20 protein-coding genes and 1 pseudogene are annotated in these 22,875 nt (G+C 70.0%); 11 read left to right on the top strand and 10 right to left on the bottom strand.

The annotated features are described in order from the left end of the window. Positions 1–165 precede the first annotated feature (165 nt). The gene (locus ABD355_RS10485; protein WP_344399906.1) at positions 166–903 is read left to right on the top strand and encodes a dienelactone hydrolase family protein; all 738 of its coding nucleotides are present in this window, start codon (positions 166–168) and stop codon (positions 901–903) included. Between the two features lie 341 nt (positions 904–1,244). On the opposite strand, the gene ABD355_RS10480 is transcribed toward ABD355_RS10485, so the two are convergent. From ABD355_RS10480 to ABD355_RS10470, 3 genes are read right to left on the bottom strand one after another with little or no spacing between them, the layout of a single operon-like run. Further along, the gene (locus ABD355_RS10480) at positions 1,245–4,397 is read right to left on the bottom strand and encodes an FAD-binding and (Fe-S)-binding domain-containing protein (RefSeq protein ID WP_344399905.1); all 3,153 of its coding nucleotides are present in this window, start codon (positions 4,395–4,397) and stop codon (positions 1,245–1,247) included. 29 nt (positions 4,398–4,426) lie between these two features. Beyond that, positions 4,427–5,581: an enolase C-terminal domain-like protein gene (locus tag ABD355_RS10475; RefSeq protein WP_344399904.1), complete on the bottom strand. Its 1,155-nt coding sequence runs from the start codon at positions 5,579–5,581 to the stop codon at positions 4,427–4,429. Between the two features lie 30 nt (positions 5,582–5,611). Then, positions 5,612–6,979, bottom strand: a complete 1,368-nt coding sequence (locus ABD355_RS10470) for a sigma-70 family RNA polymerase sigma factor (protein WP_344399903.1) — start codon at positions 6,977–6,979, stop codon at positions 5,612–5,614. A 413-nt stretch (positions 6,980–7,392) separates the two neighbouring features. Between ABD355_RS10470 and qcrB the strand changes: the two genes are divergently transcribed. Next, positions 7,393–9,024, top strand: a complete 1,632-nt coding sequence (gene qcrB, locus ABD355_RS10465) for a cytochrome bc1 complex cytochrome b subunit (protein WP_344400106.1) — start codon at positions 7,393–7,395, stop codon at positions 9,022–9,024. A gap of 109 nt (positions 9,025–9,133) precedes the next feature. Here the strand turns inward: qcrB and ABD355_RS10460 are convergent, their stop codons facing one another. Genes ABD355_RS10460 through ABD355_RS10445 form a run of 4 tightly spaced genes read right to left on the bottom strand, consistent with a single transcriptional unit; the run spans position 9,134 to position 12,319 of the window. Beyond that, positions 9,134–9,628, bottom strand: coding sequence for a cytochrome c oxidase assembly protein (locus ABD355_RS10460; RefSeq protein WP_344400105.1), 495 nt, complete (start codon positions 9,626–9,628; stop codon positions 9,134–9,136). 5 nt (positions 9,629–9,633) lie between these two features. Continuing rightward, positions 9,634–9,999 (bottom strand): hypothetical protein, encoded by a 366-nt coding sequence (locus ABD355_RS10455; protein ID WP_344399902.1) that lies wholly within the window; start codon positions 9,997–9,999, stop codon positions 9,634–9,636. Next, the gene (locus tag ABD355_RS10450; protein ID WP_344399901.1) at positions 9,996–11,663 is read right to left on the bottom strand and encodes a cytochrome c oxidase subunit I; all 1,668 of its coding nucleotides are present in this window, start codon (positions 11,661–11,663) and stop codon (positions 9,996–9,998) included. Before ABD355_RS10450 ends, ABD355_RS10455 begins: the two co-directional genes overlap by 4 nt. Further along, a complete protein-coding gene (locus ABD355_RS10445) occupies positions 11,660–12,319 on the bottom strand; it encodes a cytochrome c oxidase subunit II (protein WP_344399900.1) in 660 nt (219 codons plus the stop codon). The genes ABD355_RS10450 and ABD355_RS10445 overlap by 4 nt, the downstream gene beginning before the upstream one ends. A 340-nt stretch (positions 12,320–12,659) precedes the next feature. Between ABD355_RS10445 and ABD355_RS10440 the strand changes: the two genes are divergently transcribed. The 5 genes from ABD355_RS10440 to ABD355_RS10420 are packed head-to-tail and all read left to right on the top strand — an operon-like array spanning position 12,660 to position 17,023. Next, positions 12,660–13,877: a sigma-70 family RNA polymerase sigma factor gene (locus ABD355_RS10440; protein ID WP_344399899.1), complete on the top strand. Its 1,218-nt coding sequence runs from the start codon at positions 12,660–12,662 to the stop codon at positions 13,875–13,877. 5 nt (positions 13,878–13,882) lie between these two features. Continuing rightward, positions 13,883–14,254 (top strand): sensory rhodopsin transducer, encoded by a 372-nt coding sequence (locus ABD355_RS10435; protein WP_344399898.1) that lies wholly within the window; start codon positions 13,883–13,885, stop codon positions 14,252–14,254. Between the two features lie 45 nt (positions 14,255–14,299). Next, on the top strand, positions 14,300–14,890 hold the full coding sequence (locus ABD355_RS10430; RefSeq protein WP_344399897.1) for an HPP family protein: 591 nt from the start codon (positions 14,300–14,302) through the stop codon (positions 14,888–14,890). After that, positions 14,887–15,333, top strand: coding sequence for a hypothetical protein (locus ABD355_RS10425; protein WP_344399896.1), 447 nt, complete (start codon positions 14,887–14,889; stop codon positions 15,331–15,333). Before ABD355_RS10430 ends, ABD355_RS10425 begins: the two co-directional genes overlap by 4 nt. Beyond that, on the top strand, positions 15,260–17,023 hold the full coding sequence (locus ABD355_RS10420) for a glycoside hydrolase family 15 protein (protein ID WP_344399895.1): 1,764 nt from the start codon (positions 15,260–15,262) through the stop codon (positions 17,021–17,023). Before ABD355_RS10425 ends, ABD355_RS10420 begins: the two co-directional genes overlap by 74 nt. Here ABD355_RS10420 and ABD355_RS10415 read toward each other — a convergent pair. Continuing rightward, the gene (locus ABD355_RS10415) at positions 16,924–18,069 is read right to left on the bottom strand and encodes an SDR family oxidoreductase (protein WP_344399894.1); all 1,146 of its coding nucleotides are present in this window, start codon (positions 18,067–18,069) and stop codon (positions 16,924–16,926) included. The genes ABD355_RS10420 and ABD355_RS10415 overlap by 100 nt on opposite strands. Continuing rightward, on the bottom strand, positions 18,066–19,868 hold the full coding sequence (locus ABD355_RS10410; protein ID WP_344399893.1) for a thiamine pyrophosphate-requiring protein: 1,803 nt from the start codon (positions 19,866–19,868) through the stop codon (positions 18,066–18,068). Before ABD355_RS10410 ends, ABD355_RS10415 begins: the two co-directional genes overlap by 4 nt. A gap of 299 nt (positions 19,869–20,167) precedes the next feature. Between ABD355_RS10410 and ABD355_RS10405 the strand changes: the two genes are divergently transcribed. The 4 genes from ABD355_RS10405 to ABD355_RS10390 all read left to right on the top strand — a co-directional run bounded on the left by ABD355_RS10405 (position 20,168) and on the right by ABD355_RS10390 (position 22,549). Beyond that, positions 20,168–20,881 carry a sigma-70 family RNA polymerase sigma factor gene (locus ABD355_RS10405; RefSeq protein ID WP_344400104.1) on the top strand — a complete coding sequence of 238 codons (714 nt, stop codon included), beginning with the start codon at positions 20,168–20,170 and terminating at the stop codon, positions 20,879–20,881. 111 nt (positions 20,882–20,992) lie between these two features. Beyond that, the gene (locus tag ABD355_RS10400) at positions 20,993–21,409 is read left to right on the top strand and encodes an SPW repeat protein (protein WP_344399892.1); all 417 of its coding nucleotides are present in this window, start codon (positions 20,993–20,995) and stop codon (positions 21,407–21,409) included. 238 nt (positions 21,410–21,647) lie between these two features. Continuing rightward, positions 21,648–21,908, top strand: coding sequence for a hypothetical protein (locus ABD355_RS10395; protein ID WP_344399890.1), 261 nt, complete (start codon positions 21,648–21,650; stop codon positions 21,906–21,908). Positions 21,909–21,937: 29 nt separating this feature from the next. Further along, positions 21,938–22,549: a MarR family winged helix-turn-helix transcriptional regulator gene (locus ABD355_RS10390; protein ID WP_344399888.1), complete on the top strand. Its 612-nt coding sequence runs from the start codon at positions 21,938–21,940 to the stop codon at positions 22,547–22,549. A 38-nt stretch (positions 22,550–22,587) separates the two neighbouring features. Here the strand turns inward: ABD355_RS10390 and ABD355_RS10385 are convergent. Then, positions 22,588–22,796: pseudogene (locus ABD355_RS10385) on the bottom strand (DNA-binding response regulator); the annotation flags it as partial. Positions 22,797–22,875: the final 79 nt, after the last annotated feature.

The raw sequence follows: 22,875 nt of genomic DNA, 5'->3' as shown, positions 1-22,875 counted from the left end.
GTTTGGCGGACCACGGCGCCCCCTGCTACTTTCGCGTTGGCCGTGCGAGAGAACGAGGAGGTGGTACCCGTGAACGAATCGACATGGGTGCTCTCCTTGCGGGTCACGGTCGGGCGATAGGTCGTCCGGGAGCGCCGTTGAAGCGCACTCCCGAAAGGCACGACCATGACCCTTCACTTCACTTCCGAACAACACCTCGACGACGGTGTCGTGGAACGCGAATTCACCCTCGGCGAGATCCCCGGCATCCTGTGGACGCCCGCATCCGCCTCCGCACCCACACCGCTGATCCTGCTCGGCCACCCCGGCGGGCAGCGCAGGATGTACCCCCGACTGGTGGCGCGGGCCCGGCGCTGCACGGCGGACGGCTTCGCCGCGGCCACCATCGAGCTCCCCGGGAGCGGTGACCGGCCCCGTTGGGCCGCCCTCGAGCAGGCACGCGCCGACCTGCGCCGGGCCATGGAAGCCGGCGAGCCGGTCAGCGACCAGATCATCGACGCCCTGATCCTCCCGCTCGTCGACAGGGCGGTCCCGGAATGGCAGGCCACCCTGGACGCCCTCCTGTCGCTGCCAGAGGTCGGCGGTCCGGTCGGATACTCGGGGGGAGTGATCTCCATCGGGGTGCGCCTTGCGGTGGTCGAGCCGCGGATCTTGGCCGCCGGTTTCTTCGCCGGGAGTTTCGTGCCGCGCGCCTTGTTCGAGGAGGCCCGCCGGGTCACCATTCCGCTGCACGTGCTTCTGCAGTGGGACGACGAAGGGAACGACCGACAGGCGGCCCTGGACCTGTTCGACGCCTTCGGCTCCCAAGAGAAGTCCCTGCACGCCAATATGGGCGGGCACACCGGCGTCCCGCAGTTCGCGGGCGAAGGCGTGGCCCAGTTCTTCGAACGGCACCTGAAGTGAGACCGGGCCGCCAGGCCGTCATCCGACGGTAGGCCTTGTGGGGCCGCGGGCCCCTGCCAACTTGGTGGAGGCCCGCGCTGCCCAGGTCCATGAAACGCTCGGCTTCTGCAGTTCTCGTGTGCTGCCCAAGCTCGTGTCCAGGGGCCGTCCAGGCAGTCGAGGGCGGTAGGAACGAGGTGGACCGGACGTGGCCGGCGAGTTCGGAAGCGTCCAGCGGTGCTCGGCCCCGAACTCGTGGCGTCCGGCCACCTCGAAGCAGGCTCGGGACACTCCTGGCCGGTGCTCTTAGCTCTGGACCATGGCCACCGCCACACGTCCCTTGGCCCGCTTCCGACCCGCCCCTAGCGGCGGGCGGCCCGAACACCGAGACCGGTCACCGCGGCCACGAGTGCCGCGGCGGCCGAGACCCGCACTGCCCGCTCCCGCAGCGGCGGTTTGGGGAGAGAAGACACGCCACCTTCGGGCTTCCGGGTGACGGACTCGCGGCCCTTCTCCCGGGCCAGCTTCATCACCTCGGCGACATGCAGCGCCTGCCGTCCGGTCTTCGCGTGCTTGATCTGTGTCTTGCAGGAGAAACCGTCCGCGACGACGAGGCAGTCGTCCTCCGCGTCGCGCACGGCGGGCAGCAGTGCCTGCTCTCCGCACTCCAGGGAGATCTCGTACTTGCCGGATTCGAAGCCCCAGGAGCCGGCCAGACCGCAGCAGCCGCCCTGGAGGTTCTGCACTTCCAGACCCATCTTCTCCAGCAGTTCCTGCTCCGGGCTCATGCCGCCGGTGGCTCGCTGGTGGCAGTGGCCCCACAGGAGTGCCTTGCCGTCCAGCGCGGGGGGCTTGATGTCGAAGGTCTGGAAGAACTCGGGGAAGTGGTAGGCGTTCTGCGTCAGCCGTTTCGCGTCGTTGTCGTGCGGCATCAGCTTGGGCAGTTCGTCCTTGAAGACGGCCAGGCAGCTCGGTTCCATGCCGACGATCGGTGTGCCGGCCCGCACGTGGGGGCGCAGGATGTCCAGGACCCGGTGCAGATAGCGTTCGGCGGCGTCGAGGAAGCCGTAGTCGTACAGCGGCCGTCCGCAGCAGATGTGCTGCTCAGGCATGATGACCTGCCAGCCGGCCGCCTCGATGGCCTCGACGCAGGCCACGCCGACGCCGGTGTGGAAGTGGTTGTTGAAGGTGTCCGGGAACAGCACGACGGGCCGGCCCGCGGGGTTGGTCGTGCCGCCGCGCCGGGCGAACCACTCCCGCAGGGTCATGGGCGCGAAGCGTGGGAGGGGGCGTCGGCGGTCGATGCCCGCGACGAGCTTCGCGATCCGGGCCAGGCCCGGTGTGTGGGTGGCGAAGTTGACGAGTTCGGGGACGCGGGAGGCGATCCGGGCGGCCTGGTCGATGAACCCGAAGGCGTAGGCGTAGCGGGGGCGCCAGCGGCGCAGCGACTTGTAGTGGTGGTGCAGGAACTCCGCCTTGTAGGTGGGCATGTCGACGTTGACGGGGCAGTCGTTGGTGCAGCCCTTGCAGGCCAGACAGAGGTCGAGGGCGTCCTTGACCTCCTCGGACTGCCATCCGTCGGTGATGACGTCGCCCTGGAGCATCTCGAACAGCAGACGGGCCCGGCCGCGGGTGGTGTGTTTCTCCTCGCGGGTCACCTGGTAGCTGGGGCACATTGTCGTCTCGGCCTGCGGCACCCGGCACTTGCCGATGCCGACACAGCGCAGGGTGGCGTGTGCGAAGTCCCCGCCGTCCTCCTCGTAGGCGAACTTGGTGCGGTACCGCGGCGGGTTGTAGTCGGTGCCCAGCTTGAGGTTCTCGTCCATGCGGTACGGGTCGACGACCTTGCCGGGGTTCATCTTGCCCTGCGGGTCCCAAATCGCCTTGAACTCCCGCATCGCCTGGACGAGTTCGGGCCCGTACTGCTTCTCCAACAGCTCCCCGCGCTGCTGGCCGTCGCCGTGCTCGCCGGAGACCGAGCCGCCCAGTGACACGGCGAGATCGGCGGCGTCCTCCATGAAGGCCCGGTAGGTGGCCAGGCCGGCGGCGGTGCGCAGGTCGAAGCTGAGCCGGCTGTGGATGCAGCCCTGGCCGAAGTGGCCGTACATCGCGCCGGTGATGCCGTGCCGCTCCATGACCTTGCGCAGCTTGCGTACGTACTCGCCGATCCGGTCGGGCGGTACGGCGGAGTCCTCCCAGCCGGGCCAGTGGTCCTTGCCGTCGGGCGGGAAGGCGGTCGAGCCGAGGCCGCTCTCCCGGATCGCCCACAGGTGTTCGCTGGTGCCGCCCTCCTGCTTGCTCTTGGCGGTGCGGACACGGTCGGGCGCGTAGCCCCGGTCGTCGGTGAGCCAGCGCACGAAGCTCTGCGCCTGCGCGACGGACTCCTCGGTGGTGTCGGCGCCGAACTGCACGACGAGCCAGGCCCCGCCCTCCGGGTGCGGCAGTTCCTGGATGTCCTCCACGTTCATGTTCTGCAGCTGCTGGTCGCGGATGAGCTCGTCGTCCAGCGCCTCCAGACCGATCGGCCTGAACCGCTCGACGATCTCCATGCAGTCCTCGGCGGCCTCGGCGAGATCGGCGTACTCGACCACCACGGTGGTGCGCTGCAGCAGGGCGGGGGTGAGCATGAGGACGGCCTGCAGGGCGGTGGCGCAGGTGCTCTCGGTGCCGACCAGGGCACGGGCGACGTTGAAGCCCCGTTCGGGCAGGAGTTCGTCGAGGTTGTAGCCGGAGACGCGGCGCGGCACCTGTTCCGCGGAGTGGAAGCCGGCCCGGATGGTGTCGGCGTACTTGTCCCGCAGGTCGCGCAGGGCGGCGTAGATCTCGCCCTTTCGGCCGCCCTCGGCGATGATGTCGTCGAGCTGCTCCTCCTCGTTCACCCCGACCCAGAAGCGGGCGCCGTCGTAGGTGACGACTTCCAGGGCGTGCACGTTGTCGCTGGTGCGCGGGCCCGGCCCGTACAGCTGTGACTGCACCGAGTGGATGCCACAGGAGTTGTTGCCGATGTTGCCGCCGATCAGGCAGCGGGAGTGGGTGGAGGGGTCGGGTCCGAAGACCAGGTTGTGCTTGCCGGTGTGGCGGTTGAGTTCCTCGTTGATGACGCCCGGCTCGCAGGTGGCCAGGCGACGGTCGGGGTCGATGTCCCCGATGCGGGTCAGGTACTTGGAGTGGTCGATGACGACGGCCTCGTTGACCGTCTCGCCGGAAAGGCTCGTCCCGCCGCCGCGGTTGAGGACCGGCGCGCCGAAGCGGTGGCAGATCTTGTGTACGGCGACGACGTCGTCGAGCGTGCGGGGGACGACGACGCCGATGGGCACCTGACGGAAGTTGGACGCGTCCTGTGCGTACAGGCCCAGCGAACCCGCGTCGAAGCGGACCTCGCCGTCCACGGCCTTGCGCAGGGCCCGTTCGAGCTTTCCGACGTCGAGCCGCTGCCTCGCGCGCGGAGGCCCCGCGATCTCGGGGTGGGTCTTGGCCGGGATGTCACGCGTCGCCCGGCGCTTTGCGTTCGCCATCGGGTCTCCACTCTCCTTTGCGAGCCTGGTCAGGCGGGTCGCTGTCCGTACACGCGGTGGGGCTCTACGTCGGCCCACTTGACCTCGAGTCCGAGCCCCGGACGGCCGGTGTCGGGGCGGAGTGCGCCGCCGACGGGTGACAGGGTGCCGTCGAACACCAGCTGTTCGAGCCGCACATGATCGTGGAAGTACTCCAGGTGCCGCATCCGGCGCACCGCGCAGAAGGCGTGCGCCGAGATCGCCGGGGCGCAGTGCGCGGACAGGTCGATGTCCCGGGTCGCCGACAGACCGGCGGTCTCCAGTACGCCGGTGATGCCGCCGCACCGGGTCACATCGGCCTGGAGGCAGTCCACGGCGGGAGGTTCCAGGAGGTTCACGAAGTCGCGCGCGGTGAAGGCGTATTCGCCCGCCGCGATCTCCAGGCGCTCCGGGCCGCGCTCGCGCAGCATGCGCAGGCCTTCCAGGTCGGCGGAGCTGACGGGTTCCTCGAACCACCGCACATCCCACTCGTCATGGAACCTGCGCGCCCAGTACAGGGCCTCCTTGCGGGCGAGCGCGCCGTTGGCGTCGGTGAAGATCTCCGGCTCGTCGCCGATCGCCTTCCGTACGGCGGTCAGCCGCTCGGCATCGCGCTCGGGTTGGCGCGAGGTCTTGAGCTTGACGCGGGGGATGTCCTGGGCGACCCATCCGGACAGCTGCTCGGTGAGCCGGTCGAGCGCGTAGTTGGTGAAGCCGCCGCTGCCGTACACCGGCACCCGGTCGTGGTAGGCCGGCAGCAGATGGATCAGCGGCAGGCCCAGCAGTCTGGCCTTGAGATCCCACAGGGCCACGTCGACGGCGGACAACGCCATGGCGCCGACGCCGGGGCGTCCCGCGTTGCGGATCTGTGCGGCCATGCGGTGCCACAGCGCGGGGGGCGAGGTGACGTCCTGCCCTTCGATCACAGAGCTGAGCTTGGAGTCCACGAAGGAGGCGACCGACACGTCCCCGTAGGTGTATCCGACACCGGTCGCGCCCGCGGCATGCACCTGGACGAGGACCATGGTCGTGGAGTCCCACTCCAGGGTGCCGTCCTGCTCCTTGCCGTCCGGGCCGTCGGTGGGCACCTCGAAGGCGTGGACATCCACGCCGTCGATACGGCAGGTGTCCAGCTTCGGCCTTCCCGCCGCCGTGCCGCCGCTCACGAGTGCCGTCCGGGGAGGTGTTCGGCAAGCTCAGTGCGCTTCCGGCGGGCGCCCTGGACGCCTGTGCCGGTCCTGTTCCCCGCCCCCGGACTGCCGTACATCCCGCTCGCGCCCCACTCGGACACGCGCTGCAGAACGAAGTCGGCCATCAGCGTCATGACGCGCTCCCTTGAACATGCCCTCTGTCGTCACCAGTGGGTGACCCACGGCTCGACCTCGTAAACGGCGCGATCGTCCCTGCGGCCGTCCACGGCATCGAAGCCGCACACCCGGTGGCGGCCGCCGCAGGTTCCGCACCGGCCGTGCCCACAGGCCGTCCACGGGCCGTACGGCCCCAACGGCGCCCCACGGGCCGGTGAATCGGCGGCCTGCGGCGCGGCGGGCCGGCCACCTGTGAGGACCGTCGTGGCGGCGGCCGGGCGGCGTGACCGTTTCGGTGGAGGCCTGGTCGGTGTGCGGGGTGGCCGCTGCGGCGCAGGCGTGGTGCTGGTCCCCGTGGGCGGGTGCCTGACCCGGGACACGGCGTGCCTGGTCCGTGCTGTTCGTGTGCCTCGGCTGGTCCGTCGGCCGCTCTGCGGTGCGCGGGTCGGTATGCGCGGGAGAGTCGGCCTCGGCAGCCGCTGCACCGCCCTCGAGCTCCTCCCGCAGACGGGCGAGGCAGCGGGCCAGGAGGCGGGACACGTGCATCTGCGAGAGGCCCACAGCCGTGGCGATCTGTTGCTGGGGCTGATCGTGGAAGAAACGCAGGAACAGGATGCGTCGCTCCCTGACGGGGAGCCGCTGCAGGGCTCGCATCAGCGTCACCCGGTCCGCCGCGAACTCCAGGGCAGGATCGCAGTCCCCGGTCACCTCGGCGGGGTCGGGCCAGGAGTCGCCCGCTCCCGGCGGCGGCGCGTCGAGAGAACGGGGGTACGCCGCCGTGTCCGACTGCAGAGCGTCGACGACCGCCTCGGGGGACAGACCGGAGACTTCCGCGATCTCCGCCGGAGTGGGCGCGCGTCCTGCGAGCCGCTGCTCCAGTTCCCTTTGGGCGTGGACCACTCGGAGCCGGGCTTCCTGAAGCGAACGCGGCAGCCGCACCAGTGCCGTCCTGTCGCGCAGGTGCCGTTTCAGCTCCCCCGTGACGGTGGGGAGCGCGTAGGACAGGAAGGCGTGTCCGCGCTCGGGGTCGTAGCCGTCCACAGCCTTGATCAGTCCGAGGCAGGCCACCTGGACGAGATCGTCCTGGTCCTCGCCACCGGAGGTGCGGTACTTGGCGGCGATGCGGCGTGCCAGCGGAAGGAGCCGGCGGATCACGCCCTCGCGGGCAGCGTCCCGTTCCGGGCCGGGTGGCAGCCGACTGATGCCGGCGACGAGGTCGTCGATCAGCTGGGAGGACAGGCGCGCGTCGTTGCTCACCCGCGCCACCGGAGCGAGGGGACTGCTGAGGGGCGACATGTGAAGCCTCGGGCGGTCGGCTGCGGGCTGTGGACACCGCCGAGGGTCCCCCGTTTTTGTTTGGCCTATGCAAAAGTCATTCGGTCGGCCGACGCCCCCGGGGCCGGCCGGATGAACATCGCCGCCCCCGGGACTACAGCGCGGCGTCAACCTCGCCGGAACCGCCATCCGGCCGCCGGCCGAGGCTGCGTACCCAATCGTCCACCCCGATGCGAGCTGCGGCCATGCGCCGCGATGCCGCCCGCCGAAGACCGCCGTTTCAAGCCCGGCGCGCCCGGGGACTCCCGTCGCGGCCGCCCCTGGCCTCAGCCCCCTTTCCGGCGGGACCGGCCCGGCCGCGCGGGCCATCCGGAGGTGAACTGTCCTTGTCGCTCCTGCGGAAGCTGCTGCATCCGGAACCCAAGCCCACCCGCGGCGAACGCCTGTTGGCGGCCGTGGACCGGCGCCTGCCGGTGTCGGAGGCGGCCAAGACGTTCCTGCGCAAGGCCTTCCCCGACCACTGGTCCTTCCTGCTGGGCGAGATCGCCCTGTACAGCTTTGTCGTCCTGGTCCTCACCGGCACGTTCCTGACGTTCTTCTTCCACCCGGTCATGACGGAGCAGCCCTATACCGGCTCCTACACACCGCTGCAGGGCGTTCCGGCCTCGGAGGCGTACACGTCGGTGCTGCACATCAGCTTCGACGTGCGGGGCGGGCTGCTGGTCCGTCAGATGCACCACTGGGCGGCCCTGGTCTTCGTCGCCGCCATCGCCGTGCACATGCTGCGGATCTTCTTCACCGGAGCGTTCCGGCGTCCTCGTGAGATCAACTGGACCATCGGGGTCACCCTCTTCATGCTGTCGCTGCTGGAGGGCTTCTGCGGCTACTCCCTGCCCGACGACCTGCTGTCCGGCACCGGACTGCGCACGGCCCAGGGCATCGTGCTGTCGATCCCGATCGTGGGCACCTATCTGAGCTTCTTCGTCTTCGGCGGCCAGTACCCGGGACACGAGATCGTCCCGCGGATGTACGCGGCCCACATCCTGCTGATTCCCGGGCTGCTCATCGCTTTGATCGCGGTGCATCTCGGTCTCGTGGTCTACCTCAAGCACACCCAGTGGGCCGGCCCCGGGCACACGAACCGCAACGTCGTCGGCAAGCCGCTCTACCCGCAGTACACGACGAAGTCGCTCGGCCTGTTCTTCATCCTGTTCGGGCTGCTGGCCGTGCTCTCCGCGGTGATGCAGATCAACCCCATCTGGGACTTCGGCCCCTACCGGGCCGACCAGTCCTCCCTCGACGCCCAACCGGACTGGTACGTGGGCTTCCTGGAGGGTGCACTGCGTCTGACGCCGGCCATGGAGACGGACTTCGCCGGACACACCGTCATCTGGGACGTGTTCCTGCCCGGCGTGGTGCTGCCGCTGACCCTGTTCGCCGTGCTGTACCTCTACCCGTTCTTCGAGCGCTGGGTGACCGGCGGGGGCAAGGAGTACCACCTCTGCGACCGTCCGCGGCACCAGCCCACCCGCACCGGCCTCGGGGTGGCCGGCATCCTCTGGTACGCCGTCCTGCTGGCGGCCGGCGGCCAGGACGTGCTGGCCAAGGTGTTCCAGATCCCGCTGGAACTGATCACCTGGACCTTCCGGGTCTGCGTCGTCGTCCTGCCCGTCCTCGGGTTCTGGGCCACGAAGCGTCTGTGCCTGGGCCTGCAGGCGCTGGACCGGGCCCGCGTCGAGCAGGGCGGGGTGACGGAGCAGGTGCGGCAGACCACCGCCGGGGCCTATCTGCGGGGCCACACTCGGATGTCCCGCGAGGAGGCGACCAGGCTGATCGTCCGGGACACGCCGCTGCCCCTCGAGCACGTCGGCCACTGGTACCAGCCGGTGGGACGCTGGCTGCGGCGGGCGCTTAGCCGCTGGTACTTCGCCAGGCGGGTCGAGGTCCCGCTGACGGACGAGGGGCGCCGTTACGTTGCGGCCGTGACCGCCGATCCCGCCCAGGCCGAGGAACAAGAAGGCGAGTAGCTCCCCACCCGGCTGCAGGGCTTCTTGTACGGGTGCCTGCTCGTCCGGTGAAGAGCCGTTGTTCCGGTGTGGTGCCGGGGCGGCCTGCGCGATCACCGTCAGGTCGGCGTCACTCGCCGGGGAGTTGCGCCTGGGCCAGGCGTTCCTCCGTCGTGACCCAGCGCCAGGTGATCCTCAGGGCGGCCAGCCCGATCGGCAGCATGGCGGTGATCATCGCCAGGCCGCCGGCCACATGGCCCAGCGCCACCATGGCCACCCCCGGCAGGTCCAGCAGCGGCATCGCCAGGTAGAGATAGACCGAGCGGGCCGGATCGCTCAGCCGGTGCCGCTCGCCGAGGACGGGCAGCCAGAACAGCACCGCTCCGCCCAGCAGCAGCATCTCCAGCAGAACATGCGTCACGAGAGAATCTCCGCGCTGCCCGGCGAGAGCGATCACCGCGTGCAGTGCGGCGAATCCCGGGAGGGCAGCGGCGGCCGGCACTGAGAGCCTGCTCCACACCGCACGGTGCCGGGTGGCGTGGATCGCCGCGGGCACCACCGCCGACACCAGCAGCCCGGAGACCGCCATCGCGGCGACCTCCGCGTCCATGCCGTACTGGTGCATGCCGTTCACCGCGATCGCCTCCACGCTCCCCGGTGGATCGCCACGGCGGCCGCGACCGCGAGCAGCGGGACCGCCAAGGACAGCATCCAGGGCCCGTAGGCGAGACTGAGCGCGGCCAGGGTCAGGCCGACCGCCGCCGGCAGGACGGCGGCACCGCCCGCGTAGGGCACCCGGTAGTTCGTCTGTTCCCTCGTCCCCCGCCGGGAGGAGATGAGGACGGCCAGCGCGGCGGCCTCGATCAGGATCACGGCGCCGACGTACAGCAGGACCGCGGTCAGTGCTTCGTGGTAGATGGCGAGGACGGCTGCGAGGACGCCGTTGGCCAGTCCCCAGCCGGCCATCACGGCCCAGCCCGGATATCTCTTGATCACTTCCGGGTCTCCTCTGCGCGGGCGGCCGATGCGTTCGCGGGACGTGCCTGCTTGTGCCGGTCCAGCAGGGGCGCGTTGCTGGTGATCGGCGGCAGCGGGTGCTCGGGGGTGAAGTTGAGTTCTGGCGGCGGGGAGGAGGTGGCCCATTCCAGGGTGTGGCCGTGCCAGGGGTCGTCGCCTGCGGGTCGTTTGCTGCGCAGGGACTCCAGGATGTTGAACAGGAAGACCAGCATGCCCGCGGCCAGTACGGCGGCTCCGCAGCTGGAGAGCAGGTTGAGCAGGCCGAAGCCGTCCACCGTGGAGTAGCTGGAGACGCGCCTCGGCATGCCGAGATAGCCGAGGCCGAACATGGGCAGGAAGGTCAGGTTGGTGCCCACCACCAGCAGCCAGAAGTGGACTTTGCCCAGCCCCTCGCGCAGCAGGACCCCGGTGGCCTTCGGGAACCAGTAGTACACGGCCGCGAACAGCCCGAAGGCGCTGCCTGCGAAGAGCACGTAGTGCAGGTGGGCGACGATGAAGTAGCTGTCGGTGACGTGGTAGTCGATCACCGGGGTGCCGACCATGATTCCGGTGAGCCCGCCGATGAGGAACTGCGGGATGAAGGCGAGCGCGAACAGCATCGGCGTGCGGAAGACCAGCCGGCCGCCCAACACGGTCCCGATGAGTGCGAAGTACTCGATCCCGGCCGGCATCAGCAGGGCGATCGAGGTCAGGGAGTAGTAGTTGTTGGCGGCCTGCCCGGTGGCGAACATGTGGTGGCCCCACACGCTCATCGACAGGGCCGCGAACGCCAACAGCGCCAGGACCGTGCCCTTGTAGCCGAAGAAGCGCCGCCCGGAGAAGACCGCGAGGACCTCGCCCACGGCGGCCAGGTACGGGAAGAACATCACGTAGACGACCGGGTGGCCGTAGAACCAGAAGATGTGCTGGTAGCCGATGTTCCACACGTTGGACGCGAACACGGACGGGTCCACCCGCCCCACGGCCAGCATGGTCAGCGCCGCGAGCAGCGCCGGGAAGGCGCCGACCACCATCAGGCAGGTCGCCACCATGGACCAGGAGAACACCGGCATCCGCAGCATGGTCATGCCGTGGGTGCGCTTGCGCAGCACCGTCCACAGCACGCTCCAGCCGATGAGGATGACGCCGACGGCGGCGAGGAAGACCCCGACGATCCACAGGTCCGATCCCACCGACGGCGAGTGCTCGCTGTCGGCCATGGGCGGATAGGAGAACCAGCCGTCGGCGTGCGCGCCCAGCGGAGTGGCGAACCCGGCCAGCATGGTCACCGCGCCCATCACATACAGCCAGTAGCCCAGCAGCGTGGTGCGCGGCATCGCGATGGCGGGCGCCCCGATCTGCAGCGGCACCAGGTAGACGCCCAGGCCGAGCGCGAACGGTGTCATGACCATGTAGATCATGCCGGAGCCGTGGATGGTGAACAGCTGGTTGTAGGTCTGTGCGGGGAGGAACTGCTCGTCCGGCTGGGCCAGCTGACCGCGCATCAGCAGCGCGAGCACGCCCATGAGGAAGAGCAGCACCAGTGAGGTGCCGATGATGAGCAGGCCGATGCGTTTGTGGTCGGTGGAGGTCATCCAGCCGAACCAGCCGCCCGGGCGGGGCGATCCGGCGGCTTTACCACTCATCTCCAGTTCGGTCGTCATGCGGCCGCTCCGGTGGCGCCCGCCGCGTGGCTCTGGACCCACTTCCGGAATTCGTCGGGGGACACGGCCTTGATCCAGAAGTCCATGGTGCGATGGCGCAGCCCACAGAACTCCGCGCACCGGCCCCGCCAGCGGCCCTCGCGGTCGAAGGCCAGGGTGAAGCTGTTGTGGTGGTTGGGGAAGACGTCCATCTTGTAGCGCAGCGCGGGGATCCACATCGAGTGGATGACGTCCTTCGAGGTGAGCCGCACCTTGATGTTCCGCCCGGTCGGCACCACGAGGGTGGGCAGGTCGCCGTGACGGCAGGTGCCGGACACCGCCGTCCTGCCGCCCGGCGAGTCCGGGTAGCCGAAGCTCCAGCACCACTGGAAGGCGGTCACGTCCACGTGCGTGGTGGGCAGGTGGTGATCGGACTGCTGCTGACGCTGGTTGGCCAGAGCGGTGAAGACGACGAGGAAGACCGCGATGGCGCCGAGTGCACCGAGGTAGTACGACTCCAGACGCGGACGCTCGGTCCGCTGCGAGGGTTCCGTGCCCGGGCGGGCGCGGCGGCGCACCACGGCGACGAGCAGCAGGACGAGGATCGTCACGAAGACGAAGGAGGCGATGGCCGTCTCCAGGGTGAAGACCTGGCCGAAGACATGCCGTTGATTCATACGTCGCTTCCCTCCGCTGGGCCCGGTGCGCAAGCGTGAGTCCCCCGAGGCCCGGCTTTTGAAGCATGCGGCGCGCGCCGAGGCGGTCGGTGCCGACGTCGGCGGGGCGCTACGCCCTCACCTGTCTGCTGCTCGTCGTAGGTGACGTGATCGCTGGTTTCACGGCGGTACGACCGGGTGACTTCAGGGACCGACACGAACGGAGCGGCTCGCACAGGGCGGTGGTCATCTTGGCTGTATCCACGTTTTCGTACGTGCGCCTGCGACGGCCCACGGCCCGGTAGGCGCAGCCCCCACCGGCATACCCCATCCCCCACGACCGGCGACTTGGTAAAGGCCCATGTTTTCCCCAGCCACCTCCACGCGCCCGGAGCACTCCCCTGCCAGGGCTGTCGACTGGTCCTCGGAGCGCATCGACGCACTGATGCGCGACCTCGCGGCGCTCCCGCGAGGGCCCAGGCGCGCCGCGCTGAGAGACAGGGTCATCCAGCTGCTACTGCCCGTGGCCCGCCGGGCGGCGCGCCGGTTCCGCGCCGGCGGGGAGGACTTCGACGACCTGGTCCAGGTGGCCTGCCTCGGGCTGATCAAAGCCGTCGACGGATACGACCCCACCCTGGGGCACGCCTTCCTGTCCTACGCGATGCCCACCATCGTCGGCGAGATCAAACGGCACCTGCGCGACCGGACCATGCTGATGCGGCTGCCCAGGCCCATCCAGGAGGCACGCAGCCAGGTCTTCCAGGCCGTCGAGGAACTCGAACAGCGGCACGGCGGGCAGCGGCCCTCCGCGGAGCAGGTCGCCGAACACACCGGCCTGGGACTGCCCCTCGTCATCTCGACGCTGCGTGCGGTACGCGAGTGCAGCCCGCGGTACCTCGACGCCGAAACGGACAACGGGGGCGGCTCTCCCCTCATCTCCCTGATCGGGTCCGAGGACAGCGCGCTGGGTCTCGCCGTCGACACCCTCGCGCTGGCCACCGCCCTGAAGCGGCTGCCGGAGCGAGAACGCCACATTCTGTACCTGCGCTTCTACGAGGATCGGACGCAGCAGCAGATCGCCGATGCCGTCGGCGTGTCCCAGATGCAGATCTCGCGCATCCTGGCGCACTGCTTCGCGCGATTGCGCGAGGCCCTCGACGAATGCGTGCCGGCGCCCAGGGCGCATCGGACCAGCCACCGCCCCGCACCGCCCTCACCAGCACACCGTCGCCGCCGTACGACACCTCGCCGCGAACGGAACAGGCAGCCGCCACCGACACGACGGCCCCGGCACCGGGATACGAGGATCGAAGCGACCGGGACCGCCGCCGCGGCACCCTCTTCATCCCCGCGAGGGGGGCGAGGACGCCCCAGCCGGAGCAGATCTCCCCTCGCGCCCTGTGCTGCGCGGCTCCGCCACGTGAGGCCCGGTGACCGACTCGGCCACGCCGTCGCCGGACGCACCCACCGGGCGAGAGGCGCTGCGGGACTTCCTCGGCCGCCACCGAACACCCCCGACACCCCCGCCATCCCTGACATCCCGGGGAAGCCGTTTTTCTTTCCCAGCCGAAGGAGGTAGGCACTGTGGAGCACATCGGGCGCCATGTCTGGGCCATCGCTGAGGGGTTCATCCCGCAATCCAGCACCGGCCCCGAATCGATGGCCAGCCATGAGACGGCATGCATCCTCAACACCGGCGACCAGGACGCGCATGTGGAGATCACCCTGTTCTTCCCGGACCGCGAACCCGCCGGGCCCTACGCCGTCACGGTGCCGGCCCGACGCACGCTGCACCAGCGCTTCGGCGAACTCGCGGACGACGGCTCCCTCAGCGTAGGGGCGGACTACGCGTCGGTCCTCGTGAGCGACGTGCCGGTCGTCGTCCAGCACACACGTCTGGACAGCAGGCAAGCCGCCAACGCCTTGCTGTCGACGATCGCCTATCCCGCGTCCTGACCAGCGGGCGGAGAGGTCGACGAAAGCCGAACGGAGGGAACGACCATGGTTGCCGAGGACGTCAAGCCGACGCTGACAGGGCAGGGTCGTCGCCGCATCGCAAGCGAGCGGCTCGTCGGGGGCTTCCGCCTCTTCGTCCTGTCCGCCCTGCTGCTCGCCGGTGTGGGTGCGATCGGCCGTCTCGCCGGCTGGGTGGCCCTCACCGCGACCCTGGGACCGACGGCGTATGTGCTCCTGGCGCACCCGGGCTCGGTGGGCGCGCGATGGCGCAATGCCGTGTCCGGCCATGTCCTTGCGGTGGCCGTCGGCCTGGGCTGCCTGGCCGTGTTCGGCCTGTGGGACCACCCCTCCGTCGCCGACCAGCACCACGACACCGCACGGCAGATCGGCGCTCAGGCCCTGGCCGTGGGGCTGACGCTGTTCCTGCTTCATGTCCTCGACGCCCACCATGCCCCGGCGGCTGCCCCCGCACTTCTGATCGCCTCGGGCATCGCCCGCCCCGGGCCTCCGCTGTACGGCTTGCTGACCGGGCTGGCCCTGGTCCTGGCGATCGCCCCGCTGCTCACCGCCGCGACCCGGCACAGCCATGTGTGGATGCCGTCACGAGGATGGCCCATGAGGAGGGATGAGCGATGAGGGCCGCGACCGTCGTGCGCCTCGGCTGGGGCACCGTGCTGCTGATCTTCCCGGATGCGGTGCTGCGGCACCTGCCCGGGACCGGGCCGGACCGGGCCGGCAGTGCAGCCGTCCGGGTGTTGGGTGCCCGCCATGTCGGGCAGGGTCTGCTCAGCGCTCGCGGCGTCCTGCCGCCCGTCTGGGCCGCCGCGACGGATGCGCTGCACGCCGTCAGCATGGCCGGCCTGGCCCTGACCAGCGCACGGTGGCGGACGGCGGCCCTCGCCGACTTCGTCATCGCCGTCGGCTTCGTGGTGACGGACGGGGCGGATTCCGGTTTCCTGTCGGCCCGGACGGGATATTCCCAGGGCCATGATGGACAGATCCGACATGCCCGAGGCTCTGCCGGACGGCGTCTGCCCTCCGTGGGCCCTGCGAGGCTATGCGGTCCTCGCCGACGGTGAGCGGGGCGCGGTGGTCGACCCGGAGGGCAGGATCGTCTGGTTGTGTGCACCGCGCTGGCACAGCGAGGCGGTGTTCTCCTCGCTGATCGGAGGCAGTGGATACTTCGCGGTCGAGCCCGTGGACCGATGGCGGGTGTGGGGCGGCTACTACGAGGACGGGACCCTCATCAGGGTGAGTCGCTGGTTGACCCGGGATGCCGTGATCGAGTGCCGTGACGCGTTGGCGATGCCTACGTCCCCCGGTCGCCTGGTGTTGCTGCGCCGTATGCGGGTCGAAGAGGGCGAGGCACGGCTGCGGTTGACGCTCGACGCACGTCCCGGTTTCGGCGCGGAGCGGATGCGCCACCCCCGCCTGGAGGGCGAGGTGTGGACGGCCGAGGGCAGAGGACTGCGGCTGCGGCTCCTGGGAGCCCACCGGTCGACGTGGGGGCCTGAAGCCCCGCTGCGCGGCGAGTTCGTCCTGCACAGGGGCGAGGAGCACGACATCGTACTGGAGCTCGGGACCACACAAGACGCGCCCCTGCTGCACCCCCGGGAACTGTGGGAGGCGACCGAAAGGGCGTGGAAACAAGCCGTGCCGGACTGCTCCGATCTCGCGGCGCCGCGGGATGCCCGGCATGCCTACGCCGTGCTGCGGGGCCTGACCAGCGCCGCGGGCGGCATGGTCGCCGCCGCCACCACGAGCCTGCCGGAGCGGGCCAACACCGGTCGCAGCTACGACTACCGCTTCGCCTGGCTGCGCGACCAGTGCTACGCCGGCCTCGCGGTCGCCGCGCACGGGCCGCACGATCTGCTCGACAGCGCCGTGCGGTTCACCGCCGAACGCGTCCTCGACGACGGTGAGCGGGTCCATCCCGCCTACACCGTCGACGGCGGGCCGGTGCCGGACGAGCGTTCCCTGCCGCTGCCCGGCTACCCGGGCGGCAGTGACCGGATCGGCAACCAGGCGGCCGCCCAGTTCCAGCTCGACACCTTCGGTGAGGCGCTCCAGCTGTTCGCCGCCGCCGCCCGCCACGACCGGCTCACCCGGGAGGCGGAGCGGGCCGCGCGCGTGGCGGTGGACGCCGTGGAGCGCAACTGGCAGCGGCCCGACGCGGGGCTGTGGGAGCTGGAGGAGCGGTGGTGGACCCACTCGCGGCTCAGTGTGGTGTGCGGCCTGCGGCGCATCGCCGAGGTGTTCCCGGGCGGGGCGGGTCGCCGCTGCTCGGAGATCGCCGACGTGGTCTACGCCGAGACCCGTCGACGCTGTCTGCGCGGCGACGGACGCTGGCGGCGGGCCGCCGACGACGACGGGCCCGAAGCCGCCCTGCTGGTGCCGCTGGCCCGTGGTGTCCCGAGCGCCGACGATCCCAGCAATGCGATCACCCGCGCCTTCATCGAGGAGCAGCTGGCCGAGGACGGCTACCTCTACCGCTTCGACCACCCCGGGTCACCGCTCGGCGAGGTGGAGGGAGCCTTCCTGCTGTGCGGGTTCACCATGGCCCTGGCCACCGACCACCTCGGCGGCCGGGCCGGTGCCCTGCGCTGGTTCGAACGCACCCGGGCGGCCTGCGGGCCGTCCGGGCTGTTCGCGGAGGAGTACGACGTGCGTCAGCGCCAGCTGCGCGGCAACCTCCCCCAGGCCTTCGTCCACGCTCTGCTGCTGGAGTGCGCCGTCCGCCTCAAGGATGCTTCGAGCCCGTCCCCGTGAGAGGTGCGGCGCACGCTTGCGGCGAGCACAGCGCCGACCGCTCCGGCCGTGCCCGTGGCCACCGCCGCCGCGAGGGGCCGGCGGTGACGCGACAGCCACAGTTGAGGGCTGCGGGTGTGCGCCTGGTCGTCGAAGACGCCGTGCGTGCCGTGGTCGGCACCGTGCGCGTCGTCGGCCGGTTTCCACAGGTTCGCCGGCCGTGACGGGTCGAGGGGATCGTCGGTCTGCTGGGAGTCGTAGGCGGTGCGGGCCAGGTACCGGTCCAGCAGGCCGGCGGCGACCTTCTGCCCGAGCAGGGTGGCGACGGTCGATCCGCCCACCCAGTACTCGCGCCGGGCGGGGTGATCGGCCGCGTACAGGATGCCTTCGGCGGCGACCTCGGGCTGATAGACCGGAGGTACCGGTTGCGGGTGCCGCGGCAGCCGGGTCAGCACCCAGCTGAACTGGGGCGTGTTCAGTCCGGGCAGGTGGACGCTGGTCACCCGCACCCGGCTGCGGTCGTGCATCAGCTCGCAGCGCAGGGCGTCGGTGAATCCCTGGATGGCGTGCTTGGCACCGCAGTACACCGCCTGCAGCGGCACACTGCGGTAGGCGAGGGCCGAGCCGACCTGCACGATGACGCCCCGGTCGCGCGGCAGCATGCGCCGCAGCGCGGCCTGGGTGCCGTGCACGAAGCCGAAGTACGTCACTTCCGTGGCCCGCTTCAGCTCCTCCGGGCGGATCTCCACCACGGGCGCGAAGATCGTGGTGAAGGCGGCGTTGACCCACACGTCGATCGGCCCGAGTTCGTTCTCCACGCGCTGGGCGGCGTCCTCCACGGCCTGGGCGTCGGCGACGTCGACGGCCAGCGGAAGGGCCCGCCCGCCGGCGGCCCGCACCTCCTGGGCGGCGTGCTCCAGGCCCTCCTGGCCGCGCGCGAGCAGGGCCACGGCCGCCCCGCGGGCGGCGAAGGCTCTGGCCGTGGCGCGACCCACGCCGGCGCTTGCACCGGTGACCACCACCACCTCGGGACGGCCCGCCCCGCCGGCCCGTCGTGTGCGGGTCACTTCTCGCCCCGGCCGGGGAGGTGTTCGGCGAGCTCGGTGAGCTTCTGGCGGGCGCCCTTGACGGCGATGCCGGTCCTCTCCGGATCGTGCACGGCCGCCTTGGCGGCCTTCTTGGCCTGGGATTTCATGATGTGCGGCGGGATCGGGGCGATCTCCGGGTCCACCTTGAACTCCAGCACCACCGGCACGTCGGAGTCCAAGGCCTCCTCCCACGCCTTCCCGATCTTCTTCGGGCTGTCGCACACGATCCCCTTCAGTCCGAGCAGCTGGGCGTACGCGGCGTAGGGGACGTCCGGGATCTCCTGCGAGCCGGGGTATTTCGGGTCGCCGGCCATGGCGCGCTGCTCCCAGGTGACCTGGTTGAGGTCATGGTTGTTGAACACGCAGAAGATGAACGGAGCGGGCCCCGACAGCCGGTCCAGATACCGCTTGATGGTGATCATCTCGTTCATGCCGTTCATCTGGAACGCGCCGTCCCCGACGAAGGCGATGACCGGGCGGTCCGGGTAGGCGAAGCGGGCCGCGATCGCATACGGGGTGCCCGGGCCCATCGTGGCCAGGGTCCCCGACAGCGACGCCTGCATGCCGGTACGCAGCTTCAGATGCCGCGCCCACCAGTTCGTTCCCGAGCCGGAGTCGGCAGTCAGGATGCAGCCGTCCGGCAGCCGTGGGGACAACTCGGCCGCCACGGCCTGGGGGTTGATGGTGTTGCCGAAGTGCTCGCCGGCCCACCGGTCACACAGGTCGTTCCACTCGCGGACGTCCTTCTCGATCTTCTCGCGCCACTTCCGGTCGTCCTTGCGCTGCAGCATCGGGATCAACGCCTTGAGGGTTTCCCTGGAGTCACCGACGAGGTGGGCGTCCATCGGGTACCGGATGCCGATCATGCGTCCGTCAATGTCGATCTCCACCCCCTTCGCCTGCCCCTCGTCGGGCAGCCACTCGGAGTAGGGGAAGCTGCTGCCGATCATGAAGAGGGTGTCGCAGCCCTGGATCATGTTGTCGCTGGCCTTGCTGCCCAGCAGACCGATCGGGCCGGTCACGAACGGCAGGTCGTCGGGCAGGACCTCCCGGCCCAGCAGCGCCTTCGCCACGCCTGCTCCCAGCAGCTCGGCCACCTCGACGACCTCGCTCTCGGCGTGCGCGGCGCCCTGGCCGACGAGCATGGCGACCTTGCTTCCGGCATTGAGGATGTCCGCGGCCTTGCGCAGTTCGTCCGGGTCGGGCAGCAGCCGGGGCCGGCTCCAGCCGACACTGGAGAAGACCGAGCCGTGCATCTTCGGCGGCGAGGGCTGGGCGTCCTCCTCCTGCACATCGTCCGGAATGATCACCGTGGCCACTCCGCGGGTGGTCAGCGCCGTCTTGAACGCGCGGTCGATCACATGCCGTGCCTGTCCGGGGTGCACGACCATCTCGCAGAACTCCGAGACATCCGCGAACAGCCGGTCCAGATGGACCTCCTGCTGGTAGTGCGATCCCAGGCTCAGCCGTTTCTGCTGTCCCACCACCGCGACCACGGGCTGGTGGTCCAGCTTGGCGTCGTACAGCCCGTTGAGGAGATGAATGGCCCCGGGGCCCGACGTCGCCGTGCAGCAGCCCACCTCGCCGGTGAACTTGGCATGCGCACAGGCCATGAACGCGGCCATCTCCTCATGGCGGACCTGGATGAACTCCGGCTGACCGTCCGCCCGGTCGAAGGCCCCCAGCAGCCCGTTGATCCCGTCACCCGGATAGCCGTACACCCGCCCCACACCCCACTCGGACAGGCGCTGGAGCACGTAGTCGGCGACTTTGGTCATGGTGTTCTCCTGAAGCGGAGTAGGAACGGTGGGCCCTTGGGGTTGCCGGGCCACCCCCGCCGTAAACCCTGGTCCGGGCCCGCCGGGCCATCGCGCCGAAACTTTTGCATAAGGCAAACGTAGAGGGGCACTCGGGCACCGCACGAAGACCGAGCCCCTCGGCTCAGCCACCACGAGCAAGCCCCGAAAGGCGCGTGCGGCTCATGGACGTCACCACGAATCCCCCCACCCCCGCGCTCCGGTCAGTGCCGTCCCCGGGCGGCCGGTCACCCGGGGACGGGGACGAACAGGTGCGCCGGATGAAGGCCTGCCCGCCGGGACCGGAACGCGAAGCCCGGCGCGAGGCCGTCATCAGGGCGTTCCTCCCGGTCGCCAGGCGCCTCGCCCGGCGTTACGGAGCACCCCTGGAGAACCGCGAGGACCTCTACCAGGTGGCCTGCGTAGGACTGGTCAAGGCCGTGGACCGGTTCGACCCGGGACGCGGCCACGCCTTCCTGGCCTATGCCGTGCCCACCATCGACGGGGAACTGAAGCGGCACCTGCGCGATCACACCTGGCAGGTGCACGTGCCCCGCCGCATGCAGGAGAAGCACCACCGCATACGGTTGGCCCAGGAGGAGATGAGCCGGTCCGGGCAGGCCGACGGCGGAACCGTCCGGGAGCTGCACCGCGCCACCGGGATCGACGAGTCCGAAGTACGTCTCGCGCTGCGGGCCGACCAGGCGCGCAACACCGTGTCCATGGACGCATTGCGAGGTCCCGAGCAGGGCCTGTCCTTGGCGGAGATGCTGGGAGGCGACGATCCCCGACTGGAGCGCGTCACGGACCTCGTGGCCCTGCGGGCTCTCATCGCGAAGCTTCCGGCCCGCGAGCGATCCATTCTGAGGCTGTACTTCCTCAACTCCCTGACACAGAAGCAAGTCGCGGAAGTCGTCGGCATCTCACAGATGCACGTGTCCCGGCTGCTCGAGCGAACCTGCGCCGTTCTCCGGCGTGGCCTGCTCGCGGGCTGACCAGACAAACCTAAATATTTGCACTATCCAATGGTTGACTCCCCTGCCGGGGGGATACGCGAAAGACAAGGAATCCGACAAGGGAAATGGGAGAAGGTGGCCGACGTGGCCATGCACTCGCGCATAGAGGAACATCCCGATATCCAGGCCATGCGGCTCAGGGCTGCGGAGATCTCGGCCCAGCCGTCCGCGCAGGCGACAGAGGGCCTCACGCTGCTGACCGGTCTGTACCTCGCGATCTCACCGTGGGTGATCGGGTTCAACGGCAACCCGCTGGCCGTCAGCAACCTCGTCACCGGGATCGCACTGGCGGTCCTGGCCCTGGGCTTCGGCTCGGTCTTCGAGCGGACCTTCGGCATGGGCTGGGCCGCGGCCGCCATCGGAGCCTGGGCCATCATCGCGCCCTGGGTGATCCAGCACGCCACGACGACCACGGGCACAATCGCCAGCAACACCGCCACGGGCGCTGTCGCCGTGGTACTCGGTCTCATGACGACGGCCATGGCCATGGCGCGCGGCCGTTCCTGACCACCAGTCGGCCGGCCCTCGCTCCCGGGCGTGGACCGGCCCACCCGTGAGACGACCCCGCAGTCGTCTTGTCGCAGCAGCACATGAGAAACGGCCGTCGTGTTGGAGGGTGCCGATGTGGAAACGGAGGAAACACAGCCGGCAGCCCCTGGCGTCACGCCTGGAGTTGTGCGATCTGTGCGGCACGACATTCCCCGACGACCAGGCGGTGCGCGGTCATGCTCCGGATTCTTCTTCGGTGCATCCGTCCCATGACTGGTTCGACGGGCTTCGTCTCATCACCGCATGCAACGACGACCACTTCGAAATCCTCCAACAGATGTACCGGAGTCGCCCCTTCGTGGAAGAAGAGCTCTGGGTCGCGAAGATCACCCGCGTCCTCACCACTGGTCCGCCGGTTCTCACCCTCGTACAACTCGCCTGCCGAACAGGTCTGCACGAGGCGCAGATCCGCAGCGCCATCGCCTGGCACAACGAGCGACGGCACCCCACCACCTGATTGCTGGACGGAGAGGTGGAACGAACACAATGGCCGCGCGGGAATCCGAGCAGCGAAAGCCCCCCGGCGAACCGCCCTTGCGAGCGGAACTCGACCAGCAGGCCGAGGAGGTGACCCTCGCCATCATGGCGGCGTCCAGGCTGCTGATCGCGATCTCGGCCCGCTCCCTGGCGCACACGGACGACTCTCTGACGCTCCCCCAACTGCGTGCGCTGGTGGTGCTGGACTCCCACGGGCCGCTCAAGCTCGTTGCCCTGGCATCGACGCTGGGCGTCAACCCGTCCACTGCCCTGCGCATGGCAGAACGCCTGGAAGCCGCCGGCCTCCTCGACCGCAAACCCAATCCGGACAGTCGGCGTGAGATCAGCCTGTGTCTCACCGATGCCGGGCGCGACGTCGTCGACCGGGTGCTCACACACCGGCGCACCGAGATCCGCGCCTTGGTGCAACGACTGCCCGCAGAGGCGCGCGCCGGGCTCGTTCCTGCGCTGAGAGCACTCACCGAGGCGGCCGATGAGATGGCTGTGGATCACTTCGCTGAGCTGCACCGTGTGCGCGGGCTCATCGACGACCCGCTCCATCCGATCCCCCAAGATCCCCCGCCACCGGGCCGGCGCCAACCCAAAGGGCCGTCTGCCTGACACCCGGTGCGAGGGCAAAGCCCATCGTGTCTGCACCCGTCACGGGCCACGATTGCGGCCTGGACCCGGTTGGTGACCTCCAGCGCGGTCAGGATGCGGCTCAGGTGGGCCTTGACGGTGCCCCGGCCATGATCGTGTCACCCCGGTCGAGCAGGGCCTTCACGTCGCATTCCTGGGGGAGCCGGTCCAGGCAGACACGGGCAGCGGTGGCCTCCCGCTGGGTGGTGGCGAGATAGCGGTCGATGAGGGCGCCACCCACCTGTCCTACCGGCGTATCGCGCCCTACAGCGTCGGCGCGGCCTGCGTGTGGGCGATAGCCGAAGCGG

Source organism: Streptomyces longisporus (assembly GCF_039532765.1).
GTDB classification, from domain to species: Bacteria; Actinomycetota; Actinomycetes; order Streptomycetales; family Streptomycetaceae; genus Streptomyces; species Streptomyces longisporus.
The sequence above is the reverse complement of the archived record's forward strand: the minus strand, read 5'-3'. Positions and strand labels throughout refer to the sequence as shown.

Bases quoted from the DNA above. Each gene is read 5' to 3' on its own strand.
- ABD355_RS10485 (WP_344399906.1), top strand. From the start codon at position 166: ATGACCCTTCACTTCACTTCCGAACAACACCTCGACGACGGTGTCGTG.
- ABD355_RS10480 (WP_344399905.1), bottom strand. From the start codon at position 4,397: ATGGCGAACGCAAAGCGCCGGGCGACGCGTGACATCCCGGCCAAGACC.
- ABD355_RS10460 (WP_344400105.1), bottom strand. From the start codon at position 9,628: ATGCACCAGTACGGCATGGACGCGGAGGTCGCCGCGATGGCGGTCTCC.
- ABD355_RS10450 (WP_344399901.1), bottom strand. From the start codon at position 11,663: ATGACGACCGAACTGGAGATGAGTGGTAAAGCCGCCGGATCGCCCCGC.
- ABD355_RS10445 (WP_344399900.1), bottom strand. From the start codon at position 12,319: ATGAATCAACGGCATGTCTTCGGCCAGGTCTTCACCCTGGAGACGGCC.
- ABD355_RS10440 (WP_344399899.1), top strand. From the start codon at position 12,660: ATGTTTTCCCCAGCCACCTCCACGCGCCCGGAGCACTCCCCTGCCAGG.
- ABD355_RS10430 (WP_344399897.1), top strand. From the start codon at position 14,300: ATGGTTGCCGAGGACGTCAAGCCGACGCTGACAGGGCAGGGTCGTCGC.
- ABD355_RS10425 (WP_344399896.1), top strand. From the start codon at position 14,887: ATGAGGGCCGCGACCGTCGTGCGCCTCGGCTGGGGCACCGTGCTGCTG.
- ABD355_RS10420 (WP_344399895.1), top strand. From the start codon at position 15,260: ATGCCCGAGGCTCTGCCGGACGGCGTCTGCCCTCCGTGGGCCCTGCGA.
- ABD355_RS10410 (WP_344399893.1), bottom strand. From the start codon at position 19,868: ATGACCAAAGTCGCCGACTACGTGCTCCAGCGCCTGTCCGAGTGGGGT.
- ABD355_RS10405 (WP_344400104.1), top strand. From the start codon at position 20,168: ATGAAGGCCTGCCCGCCGGGACCGGAACGCGAAGCCCGGCGCGAGGCC.
- ABD355_RS10400 (WP_344399892.1), top strand. From the start codon at position 20,993: ATGCACTCGCGCATAGAGGAACATCCCGATATCCAGGCCATGCGGCTC.
- ABD355_RS10390 (WP_344399888.1), top strand. From the start codon at position 21,938: ATGGCCGCGCGGGAATCCGAGCAGCGAAAGCCCCCCGGCGAACCGCCC.